This is a genomic window from Kutzneria sp. NPDC052558, assembly GCF_044547355.1.
Lineage (GTDB): Bacteria > Actinomycetota > Actinomycetes > Mycobacteriales > Pseudonocardiaceae > Kutzneria.
The window spans coordinates 106,143-120,766 of record NZ_JBIUAG010000027.1; the positions used below are offsets into that span (position 1 = coordinate 106,143).

Consider the following 14,624-nt stretch of genomic DNA (forward strand, 5'->3'; position numbering starts at 1 on the left):
TCTTCGACCGTCATGCATGGACCGGCCTACCCTGGCCGCATGCACATCGCGATCCTGACCTTCGACGGCTACAACGAGCTCGACTCCCTGATCGCGCTCGGCATCCTCAACCGGGTCGACCGGCACGACTGGCGGATCTCCATCGCCAGCCCCGCGCCCACGGTCCGCTCCATGAACGGCGTGGTCGTCGAGGCCATGGCCACCCTCCAGGACGCCGTCCGGGCCGACGCGGTGATCATCGGCAGCGGCGCCAAGACCCGGGAGGTCGTCGAGGACCCCAAGATCATGGGCGTGCTCCGCGGCCTCGACCCGTCCCGGCAGCTGCTGGCCGCCCAGTGCTCCGGCACCCTAGTGCTGGCCAAACTCGGCCTGCTGCACGGCGTTCCCGCCTGCACCGACGACCGGACCAAGCCCTGGGTCGTGGCCGCCGGCGTCGAGGTCGTGGACAAACCCTTCTGCGCCAACGACAACGTCGCCACCGCCGGCGGCTGCCTGGCCTCGCACTACCTGGCCACCTGGCTCATCCGCCGCCTGGCCGGCGACCAAGCGGCCGTCGACGCGCTGAGCTATGTCGTTCCGGTGGGGGAGAAGGAGGAGTACATCGACCGGGCCATGCGCAACACGAGGTCAGCGCTGGCCTACGCCGCGCACTAAGAGGATCACGGAGTCGCGGACTTCGCGCTGGCTGCGCTGGGGTTGGAAGACCTGCCAGTCCAGGGCGACGACGAGCAGCGTGCCGAACAGGGCGGCGGAGGCGGTGCCGACGGGGACGTCGGGTGGCAGGGCGCCGACGTCGGCCCGGCGTTGGACGACCTGCCGCACGATGGCCACGATGTCGTCCCGCAGCAGGCTCAGCGTTCCGTGCCACTGGCCGGGCGTCCGCCACATCTCGCTGACCAGCAGCTGTGCGAAGGCGGGGTACTCGGCGAAGAAGCCGAGCGCCCCGTCGACCAGGGCCTCCAGGGCGTCGCCGGGCTCGTCCACGTCCTCGGCGGCCCGCAGCCGCCCGGCCAGCAGCTCGACGCCGTGCCGCAGCAGGGCGTCGACCAGCCCGTCCTTGCTGCCGAAGTTGTAGTACACGGTCCCCTTGGCCACACCCGCCTCGGCGGCGATCTCGTCGACGGTCACGCCGGCCGCGCCGCGCTCGCCGACCAGGCGGAGCGCGGCGTCGAACAGCTTCTGCTTCGTCGCAGAGGTGCGGGCGGGCCGGGGATTCACAGCACGAGTTCCGGCTTGAGGCGGGAGGGCGTCCACACCCTCTGCTTGTACGCGGCCAGTGCGGCCAGCGCCAGCCCCACCACGAGATAGCCGCCGATCACCAGCAGGTCGATGCCGAGGCTGTCCAGCGAACCGCCGTAGAGCAGGTGCCGCAGGCCGTCCACGACGTAGCCCAGCGGCAGCGCGATGTGCAGCGGCTGCAACGGGGCCGGGATGGTCTGCCACGGGAAGGTGCCGCCGGCGGTGGTCAGCTGCAACACCAGCAGCACCAGGCCGAGGAACTTGCCGACCGCCCCGAACAGCGCGTTCAGGCCGTGCAGCATGGCGGTGAAGGCGAAGCCGGTGAGCACCAGGAAACCCAAGGTGCCCAACGGGTTCGACGGGTGCACGCCGACCAGCGTGGTCACAACGGCGAACAGCAGCACCACCTGGAAGAAGCTGAGCAGCGCGGCCGGCAGCCAGCCGCCCAGGGCCACGATGCCGGGCCGCTGCCGGGCCGCCAGCGCCCGCCGGGACAGCGGCCGCAGCAGCAGGAACAGCACGAACGCGCCGATCCAGGTGGCGAGGCCGAGGAAGAACGGGGCGAGGCCGGCGCCGTAGGTGTCGGCGGTGGCCTGGCCGACAGCCTGCACGGTGACCGGGTCGCCGATGGTGTCGGCGGTCTTGCTCGGGTCGTTCGGGTCGGGGATCTTGCCCGCGCCCTGGTTGAGCCCGTCCCGCAGCTGCGCGCTGCCGTCGGCCAGCTGCTTGGTGCCGGAGCTGAGCTGCGTGGCCCCGGCCGACAGCTTGTCGGCCCCGTCGGTGGCGGTCTTGAGGCCGTCCCGCAGCTGCGTCGCGCCGGAGTCGGCCTGGGCGATGCCGCCGGCCAGCTGCGGGGACGCCGCCGCCAGCTGGGACGCGCCGTCGGCCACCTGCCGGGAACCGGTGGCCAGCTGCTGGAGCTTGCCGTTCACGGTCTGGATCTGGCCGTTGGCGTCGTTGATCGGCTTGCGGGCGTTGTCCAGCACCGCCAGCACCTGGTTGACCTGGTCCGCCGACAGGCCCGCGGCCTGGAGCTTGGCCTGGATGTCCGAGCGCAGGCCGTCCAGGTTGTTGGTGAACGTCGACGAGGCCGAGGCGATGGCCGAGCCGCCGGCCGCCACCTGGGCGTTGCCGTCGGCCACCTGCTTGGCCCCGCTGGCCAGCTGCTGGGTCTGGCTCGGCAGGTTGGCGGTGTTGGCCTTGAGCAGGTCGAGGCCGGTGACCAGCTGGTTGGAGCCGTCCAGCAGCTTGTGCTGGCCGGCGGCCAGGTCGGACGCGCCGCTGGCCAGCTGCCCGGCGCCGGTGTTGGCCTGGGCCGCGCCGTCGGCCAGCTTGGACGCGCCGTCGGCGGCCTGCAACGTGCTGCTGCGGATCGTGGCGTAGCCGGTGAGCAGCTGGTCGGCCGCGGTGGTGCCGACCTTCTTGGCCACGGCCGCGCGCACCGCGTCCACGACCTTGTCGGCGATGGTGCGGGCCAGATAGTTGTTGGAGTCGTTGGTGGTCAGCTGGATGACGCCCTGCCGCGGCTGGTTCTGCGTGGGCGAGGACAGCGCCTGCGAGAAGTCGGCCGGCAGCGTCAGCGCGAACGTGTACTTGTTGTCGCGCACGCCGGCGTCGGCATCGGCGTCGCTGACCCGGTGCCACTCGAACTGGCCGCCGGACAGCAGCTCGTCGGCGACCTCGTCGCCGGCGTTGAGCTGCTTGCCGCCGACGTCCGCGCCCTTGTCGTCCACTACCAGCGCGACCGGCAGCGACTTGAGGTTGTTGTACGGATCCCAGTTCGCGTACAGGTACATCGCGCCGTACAGCAGCGGCACCAGCACCAGCGCCACCACGGCGAGCTTGGGCAGCTTGCCCGCGGTGATGCGGCGCAGCTCGGTGCCCGCCAACCGAATGGGGCTCACAGACCCTCCTCGCTAGCGCTCGGAGCGTCCGCGGCCAAGGGCGCAGTGCTCGATGGTTCGCTCGCGAGCTCGCTCACGTGGTGCTCCTCCTGAACCTGCGGCGTGAAAGCCAGCGTCTCGGGCAGTTCGCGATCGCCCAGCCGGCCCGCGGGCAGGTCGAGCAGGCGGGCGGAGGTCTCGCTGCACAGCACGACCACGGCCAGGCCCTTCTCGGCCGCCTTGGAGGCGGTGGTCCACCAGGTCTGTGGGCCGGCGCCGTGCCGGTCGGGCAGCACCAGGACCAGGGCCTCGATGCCGGGGCGCTGGCTCGCGGCCTCCACCAGCAGCCGGGTGCGGACCTCGGCCGGCACCGACTCGAAGCGGGTGGTGGCGTGATCGCGGGAGTCGTGCTTGAGCAGCCAGTCGGCCACGGCCTTGCGGTTGGCGGGCTGCTTGGCGAACGCCAGCTCCTCGCCGATCACCGCGCCCAGCGACAGCGCCTCCTCGGGCGTCGACACGTCCGGCGCGTCCACGATGGCCACCCGCCGGCGCAGGCCGGCGTCGTCGGCCTGGCCGTCCAGCAGCACCGAGCCGACGCTGGGCCTCATCCGGCCGCCCATCGCCAGCGCGAACGCGGTGTGGCCGGTGCCGGGCTCCCCGGCGACGAGGGCGAGTTCGCCCGTCCGCACGCGCAGCGAGGTCGGCTCCAACAGCGGGCCGTGCGCCCCGTCGATGCCGACGCTCTGGACGTGGATCTCCACCGAGCCTCCTTGAACTGACTGGTCAGTTCAAATAGTGCGACACAGAGGTGCCCAGCCGCAACTCGACGCCCTGTGATCTCCGACCCTAGGGGCGATCAGCGCATCGCGCCCGCCGGGCGCACCTCCCACTGCGTCCACAGTGGCCGGTAGCCCTGCCGGGGCCAGAACACCGACGACAGCGGGTTCGGCGGGTTGTAGTGCAGGAAGTTGCCGACGGTCCGGTGGCCGGCGAAGTGATTGTGCACGACCGACATCAGCTGCTGGCCGATTCCCGCGCCCCGTGCCCCCGGGAGCACCGAAAGACAGTTCACATAGCCCCACAGGCCGATCGGCAGCTGCCGGCTGGTCCTGCTCACCGGCGAGTTGGCGATCACCCCGGTCTCGGCCAGGCCCACCACCAGGCCGTCCCGCTCGGCCACCCAGATGTCGTCGCCGCGGCCGAGCCGGTTGGCGATGGCGGCCCGCCGCATCGGCTCCGCCTCGGGCCGGGTGATCGCCGCGCCCACCATCGACGAGTAGCGGACCTCGGCCATGGCCAGCGCCACCACGGCGTCCTCGTCCGAGGCCATCGCCGGCCGGATGGTCAGGGTCAGCGCGGGCGGTCGGACCGTGGTCGGCCGCCGCACCGCCGTCACCGTCAGCGGCTGGAGGCCGTGATCGAGGAACACGCGCGTGCAGTCGACGTCCCGGCTCGGCCAGACCACCGTCGAGGCCGTGTCCCAGCCGCGGTCGCCGACCCGGTCCAGCCACTGCCGGAAGGCCCGCAGCACCGCGTGCATGCCGGCCGCGCCGGTGTGGCCGATCAGCGGCTGTAGCTCGTACGTGTCGGCCGCCGACCACAGCCACGGCGGCATGCCCGGCTCGACCGCCGTGTGCGCGACGACGCCGGCCACCCGGGACCCGTCCGGCAGGGCGGCGCTGATCAGCTCCCCCGGCTCCGGCGCCGCCGCCGGCGGCAGCACCCGGTCCAGCCGCGCGAACCGCTCCTCCTGCGCCGCCAGCAGGGAGTCGGTGACGGTCATGCCGGCCGTCGGCAGCGGAAGATCGCCGTCCCCGGGAACAGCCGGCCGCGCAGCGGGCTCCACTGGCCCCACTCCCGGTCGTGCCCCTCCGGCCACTCCGGCTCGACCAGGTCCTCCAGCACCAGGCCGGCCGCGGCCAGCTGGCGCACGTAGTCGCCGAGCGTGCGGTGGTGCTCCACGTAGGTGGCGGCGCCGTCGCCGTCCACCTCCAGGTACGGGGTCCGGTCGAAGTAGGACTGCACGACGGTCAGGCCCATCGGCCCCGGGTCGTCGGGGAAGATCCAGCGCATCGGGTGCGTCACCGAGAACACCCACGGCCCGCCTGGCCGCAGCACCCGGGCCACCTCGGCGAAGACCGCGCCCGCGTCGGCGACGAAGGGCACGCCGCCGAACGCCGAGCAGGCGGCGTCGAAGCTCTCGTCGGCGAACGGCAGCTGGTCGGCGCTGGCCCGGACCAGGGCCGGGTGCAGGTTGGTGGCCTCGTTGCCGGCCATCGCGTGGCGGAGCATGCCCGCCGAGATGTCGAGGCTGACCGCGGCCGCGCCCTGGGCCGCCAGCCAGCGGCCGCAGGCGGCCGCCCCGCAGCCGACTTCGAGGATCCGGCGGCCGGTCACGTCCCCGAGGTAGCCGGCCTCGGCCTCGTGCACGCCCTCCGGGCACCAGACGAACTCCGCGTCGCCGAGGAAGCCGCCGTGCTCGGCCTGGTAGTCGTCGGCATCCGCGTCCCACCAGGCGATACTCGCTTTTCTGGACTCCGCGCCGCCCACCTGGCGCTTGGCCGCGCCGGCCGTGCCGAGGAGATCTTCGGCCCCGGCGTACCGATCCAACGTGCTCACACTGCTCCTTCTGGGGACCGGGTTTGCCCGGCCGTCACGGGCGCGCGTACGATATGGGCCGCGTAGTAGGTTCTGCGCTGCCCAGAACTTTGGACTCAGAGCTTCTTGACCATGGCCTGGAGTTTCGGTGGCGCACGCGGTGACACTCACCGCAGCACGACAACTTCAGGCCCATCAAACCCAATCCGTACCGGAGCAACCCACCTAATGTCCACCGACACCACCATCGTCCCGGCTTCGACGACCCCGAAGCAGCAGATCGCCGTCAACGATATCGGCACGGAGGAGGACTTCCTCGCCGCTATCGACAAGACGATCAAGTACTTCAACGACGGCGACATCGTCGAGGGCACCATCGTCAAGGTCGACCGGGACGAGGTCCTGCTCGACATCGGTTACAAGACCGAAGGTGTCATCCCGTCGCGCGAGCTCTCGATCAAGCACGACGTTGACCCGAACGAGGTCGTCAAGGTCGGCGACGAGGTCGAGGCCCTCGTCCTCCAGAAGGAGGACAAGGAAGGGCGACTGATCCTCTCCAAGAAGCGCGCCCAGTACGAGCGCGCCTGGGGCACCATCGAGGCCCTCAAGGAGAAGGACGAGCCGGTCAAGGGCACGGTCATCGAGGTGGTCAAGGGCGGCCTGATCCTGGACATCGGCCTGCGCGGCTTCCTGCCCGCGTCCCTGGTCGAGATGCGCCGGGTCCGCGACCTGCTCCCGTACGTCGGCCGCGAGCTCGAAGCCAAGATCATCGAGCTGGACAAGAACCGTAACAACGTGGTCCTGTCCCGCCGGGCGTGGCTCGAGCAGACCCAGTCCGAGGTCCGCAGCGAGTTCCTCAACCAGCTCCAGAAGGGGCAGGTCCGCAAGGGCGTCGTCTCCTCGATCGTCAACTTCGGCGCGTTCGTCGACCTGGGCGGCGTGGACGGCCTCGTGCACGTCTCCGAGCTGTCCTGGAAGCACATCGACCACCCGTCCGAGGTCGTCGAGGTCGGCCAGGAGGTCACCGTCGAGGTGCTGGACGTGGACATGGAGCGCGAGCGCGTCTCCCTGTCGCTGAAGGCCACCCAGGAAGACCCGTGGCGCCAGTTCGCCCGGACCCACGCCATCGGCCAGATCGTGCCCGGCAAGGTCACCAAGCTGGTTCCGTTCGGCGCGTTCGTGCGGGTCGACGAGGGCATCGAGGGCCTGGTCCACATCTCCGAGCTGGCCGAGCGCCACGTGGAGATCCCGGAGCAGGTCGTCCAGGTCAACGACGACGTCATGGTCAAGGTCATCGACATCGACCTGGACCGTCGCCGGATCTCGCTGTCGCTGAAGCAGGCGAACGAGGGCTTCACCACGGAGACCGAGTTCGACCCGACCCAGTACGGCATGGCCGCCGAGTACGACGCCGAGGGCAACTACATCTACCCCGAGGGCTTCGACCCGGAGACCCAGGACTGGCAGGAAGGCTTCGACAAGCAGCGTGAGGAGTGGGAGCGCCAGTACGCCGAGGCGCACACTCGCTACGAGGCCCACATGAAGCAGATCGCCAAGGCCGCCGAGGCCGACGCCGAGGCGCAGGGGGAGACCAACTACTCCTCCGGCTCCACCGAGGCCCCGGCCCAGGGCGGCGGCTCGCTGGCCAGCGACGAGCAGCTTGCCGCTCTCCGCGAGAAGCTCTCCGGCGGTGCGTGAGGGTGACGAGTGATGGGTGACCCGTGCTCGCGGAGAGCGCGAGCCGGGTCACTCGTCAGTGCCTTGTGGGGGCCGAGCCCCCACACCCCCACGCCGGGGGCAAGCCCCCGGACCCCCAAGGGTGGGTAAGCGACACCAGAAAGCCCCGTTCCGTCCGGAGCGGGGCTTTTGCCATGCCGCACCCCCTCCGGCACACGCACCGCTCCTCCGCCCTCCCCCACGTGAGTGGCTCATTTCGCCCCAGCGCCCACCTGAGCCACTCAGGTACTCCACGTTCCGCCGCCGGCCGGGCCACGTGAGTGGCTCAGGTGTCTCTCGACGCCACCTGAGCCACTCACGTGGCCAACTCCGCGATGGTTGGATGGGCCTCATGTTGCAGGTGGGGTTGACGGGCGGGATCGGGGCCGGCAAGTCGACGGTGGCGCGGCGGCTGGCCGAGCTGGGGGCGACGGTGGTCGACTCGGACCGGATCGCCCGCGAGGTGGTGGAGCCGGGAACCGACGGGCTCAAGGAGATCGTGGCGGCCTTCGGCCCGGAGGTGCTGGCCGAGGACGGGAGCCTGAACCGGCCGGCGCTGGCGGCGAAGGTGTTCGGGGACGACGAGAGCCGGGCCAAGCTCAACTCGATCGTGCACCCCCGGGTCCGCGACCGGGCGGTGGAGCTGACGAGCAAGGTCCCCGCTGACGGCATCGTGGTGCAGGACATCCCGCTGCTGGTGGAGAACGGCATGGCCCCGGCCTTTCACCTGGTCGTGGTGGTGGACGCGGACGTGGAGCTGCGGGTGCGGCGGCTGACCAGCAGCCGGGGCATGGACGAAAAGGACGTGCGGGCCCGAATCGCCGCGCAGGCGTCGGAGGAGCAGCGGCGCGAGGCGGCGGACGTCTGGCTGGACAACGGCGGATCGCAGGCCGACGTCCGGGCCGCGGTGGACGAGTTGTGGCGCCACCGGCTGCTGCCGTTCGAACGCCACGTCCGCGAGGCGACCTTCCCGCAGCGGGGCGGCCCGAAGATCGTCGACTACGACCCGGCGTGGCCCCGCGACGCCCGCCGCCTGATCGCCCGGCTGACGCTGGCCGCGGGCGACAAGGCGCTGCGGGTGGACCACATCGGCTCGACCTCGGTGCCGGGCCTGGCGGCCAAGGACGTGATCGACCTCCAGATGGCCGTGCGCAGCCTGGACGACGCCGACAAGCTGGCCGACGCCTTGGGCGGGGCCGGTTTCCCGGTGCTGCCGAATATCACTCGGGACAGTCCCCGGGCGACCGACCCGGACCCCGAGCACTGGCGCAAGCGCATGCACTACAGCGCCGACCCGGGCCGCTGGGCCAACCTGCACATTCGGGTCCACGGCTCGCCGGGCTGGCGCTACGCGCTGCTGTTCCCGGCCTGGCTGCGTGCCGACGACGCGGCTCGCGCGGAGTACGACGCCCTCAAACGTGAGCTGTCCCCGCGTTTCACCGACATCGGGTCCTACGCCGACGCCAAGGACCCCTGGTTCGAGCAGGCCGACCCCCGGGCCGAGGCGTGGGCGGCGAAGGTGGGCTGGCAGCCGCCGAGCTGAGCCGGTTCTCCCTTACGTGAGTGGCTCACTTCGCTCCTGGCGGCCAGTGAGCCACTCACGTGGGGGAAAGTTGGTCCCCGCCTAACTGAGCCGCAGGCGTGGCCGGGCGGGGACGACCACTGCGACTTCGCCCGGGACGCGCTACCGGGCGAGCAAGTCCTTACAGGGGCGGCCAGACGTCGAAGATGTCCAGGTGGTTCAGCCACGCGTTGAGGTCGTGGCGGAAGTGGCTGATCTCCTCGAGCGTCCGATGCACGGTGCGCAGCGCCAGGTCGGCGTCGCCGGGCCGGAGCACCCGGCCGGCGACGGCCGCGGCGAACTCCTCGGAGCGCACGATGCGTGCGGTGGTGCCGCCCGGCACGGCCAGCCCCAGCAGCAGGTCGGTGGTCCGCCAGGAGCGGGAATCGTGCTGCACCCGCACGGCGGTCAGGGTGCTCGGCGTGGGCCGGCCGTGCCGGGACCGCGACCGCAGGTGGGTCAGGCGCAGGCCCAGGTCGGGCAGCAGCCAGGTGACCTCGCCGTCGGAGAACGGGTCCTCGGGTGTCGGGCATTCCATCCGGAGTCCCCACCGTTCCACCTGGCATGTCGTCAGGTGCCTGGTGCCACCGGACGAGTAGCTGCGGACCCCGGTGACGGTGTCGACGGTGTCGACCAGCTGCGGAGTGATGACCGTTCCCACGCGACCCGAGGGTAGCCCTAGGTGTTCGCTCGGTGACCGTCCGGGTCGATTCGTTACATCACGCATTGTGGCCGTTTGGATACCGAATGGGTTGCGAGAGTCCCCGTCAGTCGAACGGCTCTTGACCTCGAATTCGGTCATCGGCTATTGGCCCACGTGAGATGAACGCCCTCGGCGGCCAGCCACCGCTGGATGTCGTAACCGTGTGCGGCGATGCCGGCGACCGCTCGGTAGGTGCGCTCCAGGGCCAGCTGGGCGTCGTGCGCGGTGAGCACACCCAGACGGACGGCGGCCATCAGCTCGTCGGTGTCCAGCACCTCGACCGAACGGCCGGTGCGCACCAGCAGGTCTAGGTAGAGGTCCACGGTCCGCCACACCGGCTCGCCGGGCTGCACGTGGACCAGGTCGACGTAGAAGTCGTAGTCCCGCTCGTGCCCCGACCACCAGCTCTGTCTGGTCACCCGCAGGCCGTGCGCGGGCAGCAGCCACGACTCGAAGTGGCTGAGCTCGGGATGCCCGACCACGGCCCGCGACATGTAGAGGCCGTGCTCGGTCCGCCGGTACTCGTTGACCGTCCGCACCTGGCGCTTGGGGTCCGTGTTCGTCATCGCGTCCACGTCGAACAGCTCGACCTTCGGCGGGTGGACGTGGGTCTCGGTCCGGACCTGGGTGGGCAGTTCGACGGTCATGCCGCCATCGTGTGACCTGCGGGGCCGCGCTGCCATCCTCCGGGAGGGTCATATTCCGACCGCTGCCGGTCGGTGGCGTTCGGTCAGCTCGTGGCCGAGGTCCCGACGCTGCTCACGGTGAGCAGCGGGCCGATGTCGGCCGAGCAGCTGGCGCCCGCGGACGGCAGGAACATCGCGGCGGTCTCGTTGGGCGGGTAGACCCGCAGGCCGCGCACGTCGACCTGCTTGCACTGGTCGGCCGGGTACGGGGCCGGGTTCACCATGACCAGGCCGGCGGTGGTGCTGCCGCCGGGACGCAGCGTGACGGCCGGGCCGAGGTTGCCGGCGCGGTTGGCCGGCAGGCCGACCTGCTGGCCGCTGTCGCCGGTCACGTAGGAGACGCCCGGGAAGCCCTGGAGCGTGCAGGTGCGCTGGCCGACATTGGTGAACTGGAGCGAGGTGTAGGTCTTCTGCATCGCGTGGTCGGAGTCGGGGCCGAAGCCCAGTTTCAGCTCACTCGACCGGCAGTTCGACGGATTGCTGGAAACGACCTGTTGTGGCGCGTTGGGGCTTGTTTGCGGCGCGCCCGCGTTCGTGCCGGCCGGCTGGTCGGAAGGCTGCTGCGCGGTGCTCGGGGCCGGCGCGCTGGAGCTGGTGTTTTCGCTGGTGACGGGGGTGACCGTGGCGCTGATCTTGGCCCCTCCGCACGCGCTCAGCACGACCGCCCCCGCGGCGCAGACCAACCCGACAGCAATGGTGGAACGCATGGAAAGCCTCCCGAAAGAAACGGCGCGGGGATTGTTCTTCGTATCGCCGGGCCGTGCTGATTCCGATGCTTAGAGGATGTTTGTGGCCCCATTGGGTTGATGGAACGTGATTTGGATCACGCCGATGAACCTTTGGCGTGTCGAGCGCGGGGCCACCCGGGGGCCGAGCCCGCCGCGGCACGCGGCGCATGAAACTGTCAGGGGTGCGTCCTACCCTGGTGGACGTGGCAGATTCACCTGTGCTCGCGTCCTCGCAGTTCCGGCCGGTCAGCGACATCCCGCGCGCCGACGGCCGGTTCAGGGTGGTCGCCGACTACCAGCCGTCGGGCGACCAGCCGCAGGCCATCGCCGAGCTGGAACAGCGGCTGAAGCGGGGCGAGCCGGACGTGGTGCTGCTGGGCGCGACCGGCACCGGCAAGTCGGCCACCACGGCCTGGCTGGTGGAGAAGCTCCAGCGGCCGACGCTGGTGATGGCGCCGAACAAGACCCTGGCCGCCCAGCTGGCCAACGAGCTGAAGGGGTTCTTCCCCGACAACGCGGTCGAGTACTTCGTCAGCTACTACGACTACTACCAGCCCGAGGCCTACATCCCGCAGACCGACACCTACATCGAGAAGGACTCCTCGATCAACGAGGACGTGGAGCGGCTGCGCCACTCGGCCACGATGAGCCTGCTGACCCGGCGGGACACCATCGTGGTGGCCTCGGTGTCGTGCATCTACGGCCTGGGCACGCCGCAGTCCTACCTGGACCGCTCGGTGCAGCTGAAGGTGGGCGGCGAGGTCGAGCGCGACCTGTTCCTGCGGGCCCTGGTCGACGTGCAGTACACCCGCAACGACATCGCCTTCGCCCGCGGCACGTTCCGGGTGCGCGGCGACACCGTGGAGATCATCCCGGCCTACGAGGAGCTGGCCGTGCGGGTCGAGTTCTTCGGCGACGAGATCGACCGGCTGTACTACCTGCACCCGCTGACCGGCGAGGTCGTGCGCGAGGTCGACGAGCTGCGGATCTTCCCGGCGACGCACTACGTGGCCGGGCCGGAGCGGATGGAGAAGGCCATCGCCGGCATCGAGGCCGAGCTGGCCGAGTCGCTGGCCAGGATGGAGAAGCAGGGCAAGCTGCTGGAGGCGCAGCGGCTGCGCATGCGCACCACCTACGACATCGAGATGATGCGCCAGGTCGGCTTCTGCTCCGGCATCGAGAACTACTCCCGGCACATCGACGGCCGCGGCGCCGGCAGCGCGCCGGCCACCCTGATCGACTACTTCCCCGAGGACTTCCTGCTGGTCATCGACGAGTCGCACGTGACAGTGCCGCAGATCGGCGGCATGTACGAGGGCGACGCGTCCCGCAAGCGCAACCTGGTCGAGCACGGCTTCCGGCTGCCCAGCGCCCTGGACAACCGGCCGCTGACCTGGGAGGAGTTCCAGGACCGGATCGGCCAGACGCTGTACCTGTCGGCGACGCCCGGCCCGTACGAGATGGGCCAGGCCGGCGGCGAGTTCGTGGAGCAGGTGATCCGCCCGACCGGCCTGATCGACCCGGAAGTGGTGATCAAGCCAACCGAGGGGCAGATCGACGACCTGGTGCACGAGATCCGGGTGCGGGCCGAGCGGGACGAGCGGGTGCTGGTCACCACCCTGACCAAGAAGATGGCCGAGGACCTCACCGACTACCTGCTGGAGCTGGGCATCCGGGTGCGGTATCTGCACTCCGAGGTGGACACCCTGCGCCGGGTCGAGCTGCTGCGGCAGCTGCGGCTGGGCGACTACGACGTGCTGGTCGGCATCAACCTGCTGCGCGAGGGCCTGGACCTGCCCGAGGTGTCGCTGGTCGCGATCCTCGACGCCGACAAGGAGGGCTTCCTGCGCTCGGGGACGTCGCTGATCCAGACCATCGGCCGCGCCGCCCGTAACGTCTCGGGCGAGGTGCACATGTACGCCGACAAGATCACCGACTCGATGCGGTACGCCATCGACGAGACCAACCGCCGGCGGGACAAGCAGATCGCCTACAACACCGAGAAGGGCATCGATCCCCAGCCGCTGCGCAAGAAGATCGCCGACATCCTCGACAAGGTCTACGCCGAGGCCGAGGACAGCGAGGAGGTCAAGGTCGGCGGCTCCGGCCGGAACTCCTCGCGGGGCAAGCGGGCCACCGGCGACGGCAAGGCCGTCTCGCCGGGCGTGCTGGTGGAGCGGGACGTCAAGAACATGCCCCGGGCCGAGCTGGCCGACCTCGTCCAGCAGCTCACCGACCAGATGATGGCGGCGGCGCGCGACCTCCAGTTCGAGCTGGCCGGCCGCATCCGCGACGAGATCGCCGACCTGAAGAAGGAGTTGCGCGGCATGGACGCCGCCGGCCTGAAGTAGCCGGCAGCGGCGAGTTACCCGAGTAGGGTGTAATGGTAGCCTTGATTACACCCTACTCGGGTACTGTTGGGTCATGGCGTTGAACATCAAGGATCCGGAGACCGAGCGGCTCGCGGCTGAGGTCGCCGAGCTGACCGGTGAGACGAAAACAGGGGCGATCCGCGCTGCCCTGCGCGCTGAGCGCGAGCGGCTGACCAAGCGTGACGCCGCGCAGCAACGTGCGGCTCGCTTCCGCAGGTTCCTCGAGGAGGAGATCTGGGCCCAGATTCCCCCCGAGGAGCTGGGCAAACCGCTTTCCAAGGCGGAGCAGGAAGAAATTCTCGGGTTCGGACCGGACGGCGTATGATCATCGACACCTCGGCCATCATCGCGATCATCGGCCGTGAGCCCGGTCATGAGCGTCTTGAGCAGCACCTGCTCGACGATCCGGATCCCAAGATCGGCGCTCCGTCCGTGCTTGAAGCGGGCATGGTGTTGGTGAGCCGGTGGGGCGCGCGTGGACACACGTTGTTGGCGCGTTTCCTCCAGTACAACAACATCAAGACCGTTCCGGTCACCGATGAGCACACCGAGTTGGCCCTGGATGCCTTCAGCCGCTTCGGCAAGGGCCGTCATCCCGCTGGTCTGAACATGGGGGACTGTCTGACCTACGCCGTGGCCGCACACGCGGGTGAGCCCTTGCTGTACGTGGGCAACGACTTTCCGCGGACGGACCTCAAGCTCGTGGACTGAGCGGCCGGTGGGCGTGACCGGGTTTCGGTCCTGGCCGAAACGCCGGACGGCGGGGACGGTGCTCGGTTAGCGTCGGCGCTGTCCACTACGGAAGGGGAGACCTATGCGGGCAGTGGTGCGGATGGTGGCCGGGCTGACGGTGCTCGGGGCAGCGACCGTGGGTGGAGTGGGGTTCATCCATCCCGATACGACGGCGGCGGAGTACGCGCTGCCGGCGAACACGGCGGCGGTGCCGAACGCGCAGGGCGAGTTCATCGTCCACCCCGACGCCTCGGCGACGGAGTACGGCGTGGTGCCGGCGGCTTCGGCTACGGAGTACGGGATTGTGCGGCCGGCGGCGTCGGCGACCGAGTACGGGTTGCTGCACACGGATGCGTCGGCCACGGAGTACGGGCTGCTGCTGTAAGCCTGGGACGGCTGGGGGTGG

At 70.4% G+C, this 14,624-nt stretch carries 15 protein-coding genes; 7 read left to right on the forward strand and 8 right to left on the reverse strand.

Translation table 11 applies throughout. From position 1 onward, the window contains the following. Nucleotides 1-39: 39 nt before the first annotated feature. A complete protein-coding gene (locus ACIG5F_RS36655) occupies nucleotides 40-654 on the forward strand; it encodes a DJ-1/PfpI family protein (protein WP_396524585.1) in 615 nt (204 codons plus the stop codon). On the opposite strand, the gene ACIG5F_RS36660 is transcribed toward ACIG5F_RS36655, so the two are convergent. The 5 genes from ACIG5F_RS36660 to ACIG5F_RS36680 form a co-directional block, all read right to left on the reverse strand. Beyond that, on the reverse strand, nucleotides 628-1,218 hold the full coding sequence (locus ACIG5F_RS36660) for a TetR/AcrR family transcriptional regulator (RefSeq protein ID WP_396524586.1): 591 nt from the start codon (nucleotides 1,216-1,218) through the stop codon (nucleotides 628-630). The two genes, ACIG5F_RS36655 and ACIG5F_RS36660, sit on opposite strands and share 27 nt — an antisense overlap. After that, nucleotides 1,215-3,143, reverse strand: a complete 1,929-nt coding sequence (locus ACIG5F_RS36665) for a YhgE/Pip family protein (RefSeq protein ID WP_396524587.1) — start codon at nucleotides 3,141-3,143, stop codon at nucleotides 1,215-1,217. The genes ACIG5F_RS36660 and ACIG5F_RS36665 overlap by 4 nt, the downstream gene beginning before the upstream one ends. Then, nucleotides 3,140-3,883: a hypothetical protein gene (locus ACIG5F_RS36670; RefSeq protein ID WP_396524588.1), complete on the reverse strand. Its 744-nt coding sequence runs from the start codon at nucleotides 3,881-3,883 to the stop codon at nucleotides 3,140-3,142. The genes ACIG5F_RS36665 and ACIG5F_RS36670 overlap by 4 nt, the downstream gene beginning before the upstream one ends. A gap of 95 nt (nucleotides 3,884-3,978) precedes the next feature. After that, complete coding sequence (locus ACIG5F_RS36675; RefSeq protein WP_396524589.1) at nucleotides 3,979-4,905, reverse strand: GNAT family N-acetyltransferase; 927 nt, start codon at nucleotides 4,903-4,905, stop codon at nucleotides 3,979-3,981. After that, nucleotides 4,902-5,741 (reverse strand): class I SAM-dependent methyltransferase, encoded by an 840-nt coding sequence (locus ACIG5F_RS36680; RefSeq protein WP_396524590.1) that lies wholly within the window; start codon nucleotides 5,739-5,741, stop codon nucleotides 4,902-4,904. Before ACIG5F_RS36680 ends, ACIG5F_RS36675 begins: the two co-directional genes overlap by 4 nt. Nucleotides 5,742-5,948: 207 nt before the next feature. Between ACIG5F_RS36680 and rpsA the strand changes: the two genes are divergently transcribed. Further along, nucleotides 5,949-7,418 (forward strand): 30S ribosomal protein S1, encoded by a 1,470-nt coding sequence (gene rpsA, locus ACIG5F_RS36685; protein WP_396524591.1) that lies wholly within the window; start codon nucleotides 5,949-5,951, stop codon nucleotides 7,416-7,418. Nucleotides 7,419-7,788: 370 nt separating this feature from the next. Next, nucleotides 7,789-8,979 (forward strand): dephospho-CoA kinase, encoded by a 1,191-nt coding sequence (gene coaE / locus ACIG5F_RS36690; RefSeq protein ID WP_396524592.1) that lies wholly within the window; start codon nucleotides 7,789-7,791, stop codon nucleotides 8,977-8,979. A 160-nt stretch (nucleotides 8,980-9,139) separates the two neighbouring features. Here coaE and ACIG5F_RS36695 read toward each other — a convergent pair whose 3' ends face one another. The 3 genes from ACIG5F_RS36695 to ACIG5F_RS36705 all read right to left on the reverse strand — a co-directional run bounded on the left by ACIG5F_RS36695 (nucleotide 9,140) and on the right by ACIG5F_RS36705 (nucleotide 11,093). Further along, nucleotides 9,140-9,658 carry a DUF402 domain-containing protein gene (locus tag ACIG5F_RS36695; RefSeq protein ID WP_396524593.1) on the reverse strand — a complete coding sequence of 173 codons (519 nt, stop codon included), beginning with the start codon at nucleotides 9,656-9,658 and terminating at the stop codon, nucleotides 9,140-9,142. A gap of 137 nt (nucleotides 9,659-9,795) precedes the next feature. After that, a complete protein-coding gene (locus tag ACIG5F_RS36700) occupies nucleotides 9,796-10,347 on the reverse strand; it encodes a DUF402 domain-containing protein (protein ID WP_396524594.1) in 552 nt (183 codons plus the stop codon). Between the two features lie 83 nt (nucleotides 10,348-10,430). Continuing rightward, complete coding sequence (locus ACIG5F_RS36705) at nucleotides 10,431-11,093, reverse strand: DUF4232 domain-containing protein (protein ID WP_396524595.1); 663 nt, start codon at nucleotides 11,091-11,093, stop codon at nucleotides 10,431-10,433. 188 nt (nucleotides 11,094-11,281) lie between these two features. Here ACIG5F_RS36705 and uvrB point away from each other — a divergent pair, with 188 nt between their 5' ends. The 4 genes from uvrB (at nucleotide 11,282) to ACIG5F_RS36725 (ending at nucleotide 14,603) form a co-directional block, all read left to right on the forward strand. Beyond that, on the forward strand, nucleotides 11,282-13,465 hold the full coding sequence (gene uvrB / locus ACIG5F_RS36710) for an excinuclease ABC subunit UvrB (RefSeq protein ID WP_396524597.1): 2,184 nt from the start codon (nucleotides 11,282-11,284) through the stop codon (nucleotides 13,463-13,465). 73 nt (nucleotides 13,466-13,538) lie between these two features. Next, nucleotides 13,539-13,811, forward strand: coding sequence for a type II toxin-antitoxin system VapB family antitoxin (locus ACIG5F_RS36715; RefSeq protein WP_396524598.1), 273 nt, complete (start codon nucleotides 13,539-13,541; stop codon nucleotides 13,809-13,811). Further along, complete coding sequence (locus ACIG5F_RS36720; RefSeq protein WP_396524599.1) at nucleotides 13,808-14,197, forward strand: type II toxin-antitoxin system VapC family toxin; 390 nt, start codon at nucleotides 13,808-13,810, stop codon at nucleotides 14,195-14,197. The genes ACIG5F_RS36715 and ACIG5F_RS36720 overlap by 4 nt, the downstream gene beginning before the upstream one ends. 103 nt (nucleotides 14,198-14,300) lie before the next feature. Further along, nucleotides 14,301-14,603 (forward strand): hypothetical protein, encoded by a 303-nt coding sequence (locus tag ACIG5F_RS36725; RefSeq protein WP_396524600.1) that lies wholly within the window; start codon nucleotides 14,301-14,303, stop codon nucleotides 14,601-14,603. Nucleotides 14,604-14,624 lie beyond the last annotated feature (21 nt).

Bases quoted from the DNA above. Each gene is read 5' to 3' on its own strand.
- ACIG5F_RS36700 (WP_396524594.1), bottom strand. From the start codon at position 10,347: ATGACCGTCGAACTGCCCACCCAGGTCCGGACCGAGACCCACGTCCAC.
- coaE (WP_396524592.1), top strand. From the start codon at position 7,789: ATGTTGCAGGTGGGGTTGACGGGCGGGATCGGGGCCGGCAAGTCGACG.
- ACIG5F_RS36715 (WP_396524598.1), top strand. From the start codon at position 13,539: ATGGCGTTGAACATCAAGGATCCGGAGACCGAGCGGCTCGCGGCTGAG.
- ACIG5F_RS36725 (WP_396524600.1), top strand. From the start codon at position 14,301: ATGCGGGCAGTGGTGCGGATGGTGGCCGGGCTGACGGTGCTCGGGGCA.
- ACIG5F_RS36720 (WP_396524599.1), top strand. From the start codon at position 13,808: ATGATCATCGACACCTCGGCCATCATCGCGATCATCGGCCGTGAGCCC.
- ACIG5F_RS36705 (WP_396524595.1), bottom strand. From the start codon at position 11,093: ATGCGTTCCACCATTGCTGTCGGGTTGGTCTGCGCCGCGGGGGCGGTC.
- rpsA (WP_396524591.1), top strand. From the start codon at position 5,949: ATGTCCACCGACACCACCATCGTCCCGGCTTCGACGACCCCGAAGCAG.
- ACIG5F_RS36655 (WP_396524585.1), top strand. From the start codon at position 40: ATGCACATCGCGATCCTGACCTTCGACGGCTACAACGAGCTCGACTCC.
- uvrB (WP_396524597.1), top strand. From the start codon at position 11,282: ATGAAACTGTCAGGGGTGCGTCCTACCCTGGTGGACGTGGCAGATTCA.
- ACIG5F_RS36675 (WP_396524589.1), bottom strand. From the start codon at position 4,905: ATGACCGTCACCGACTCCCTGCTGGCGGCGCAGGAGGAGCGGTTCGCG.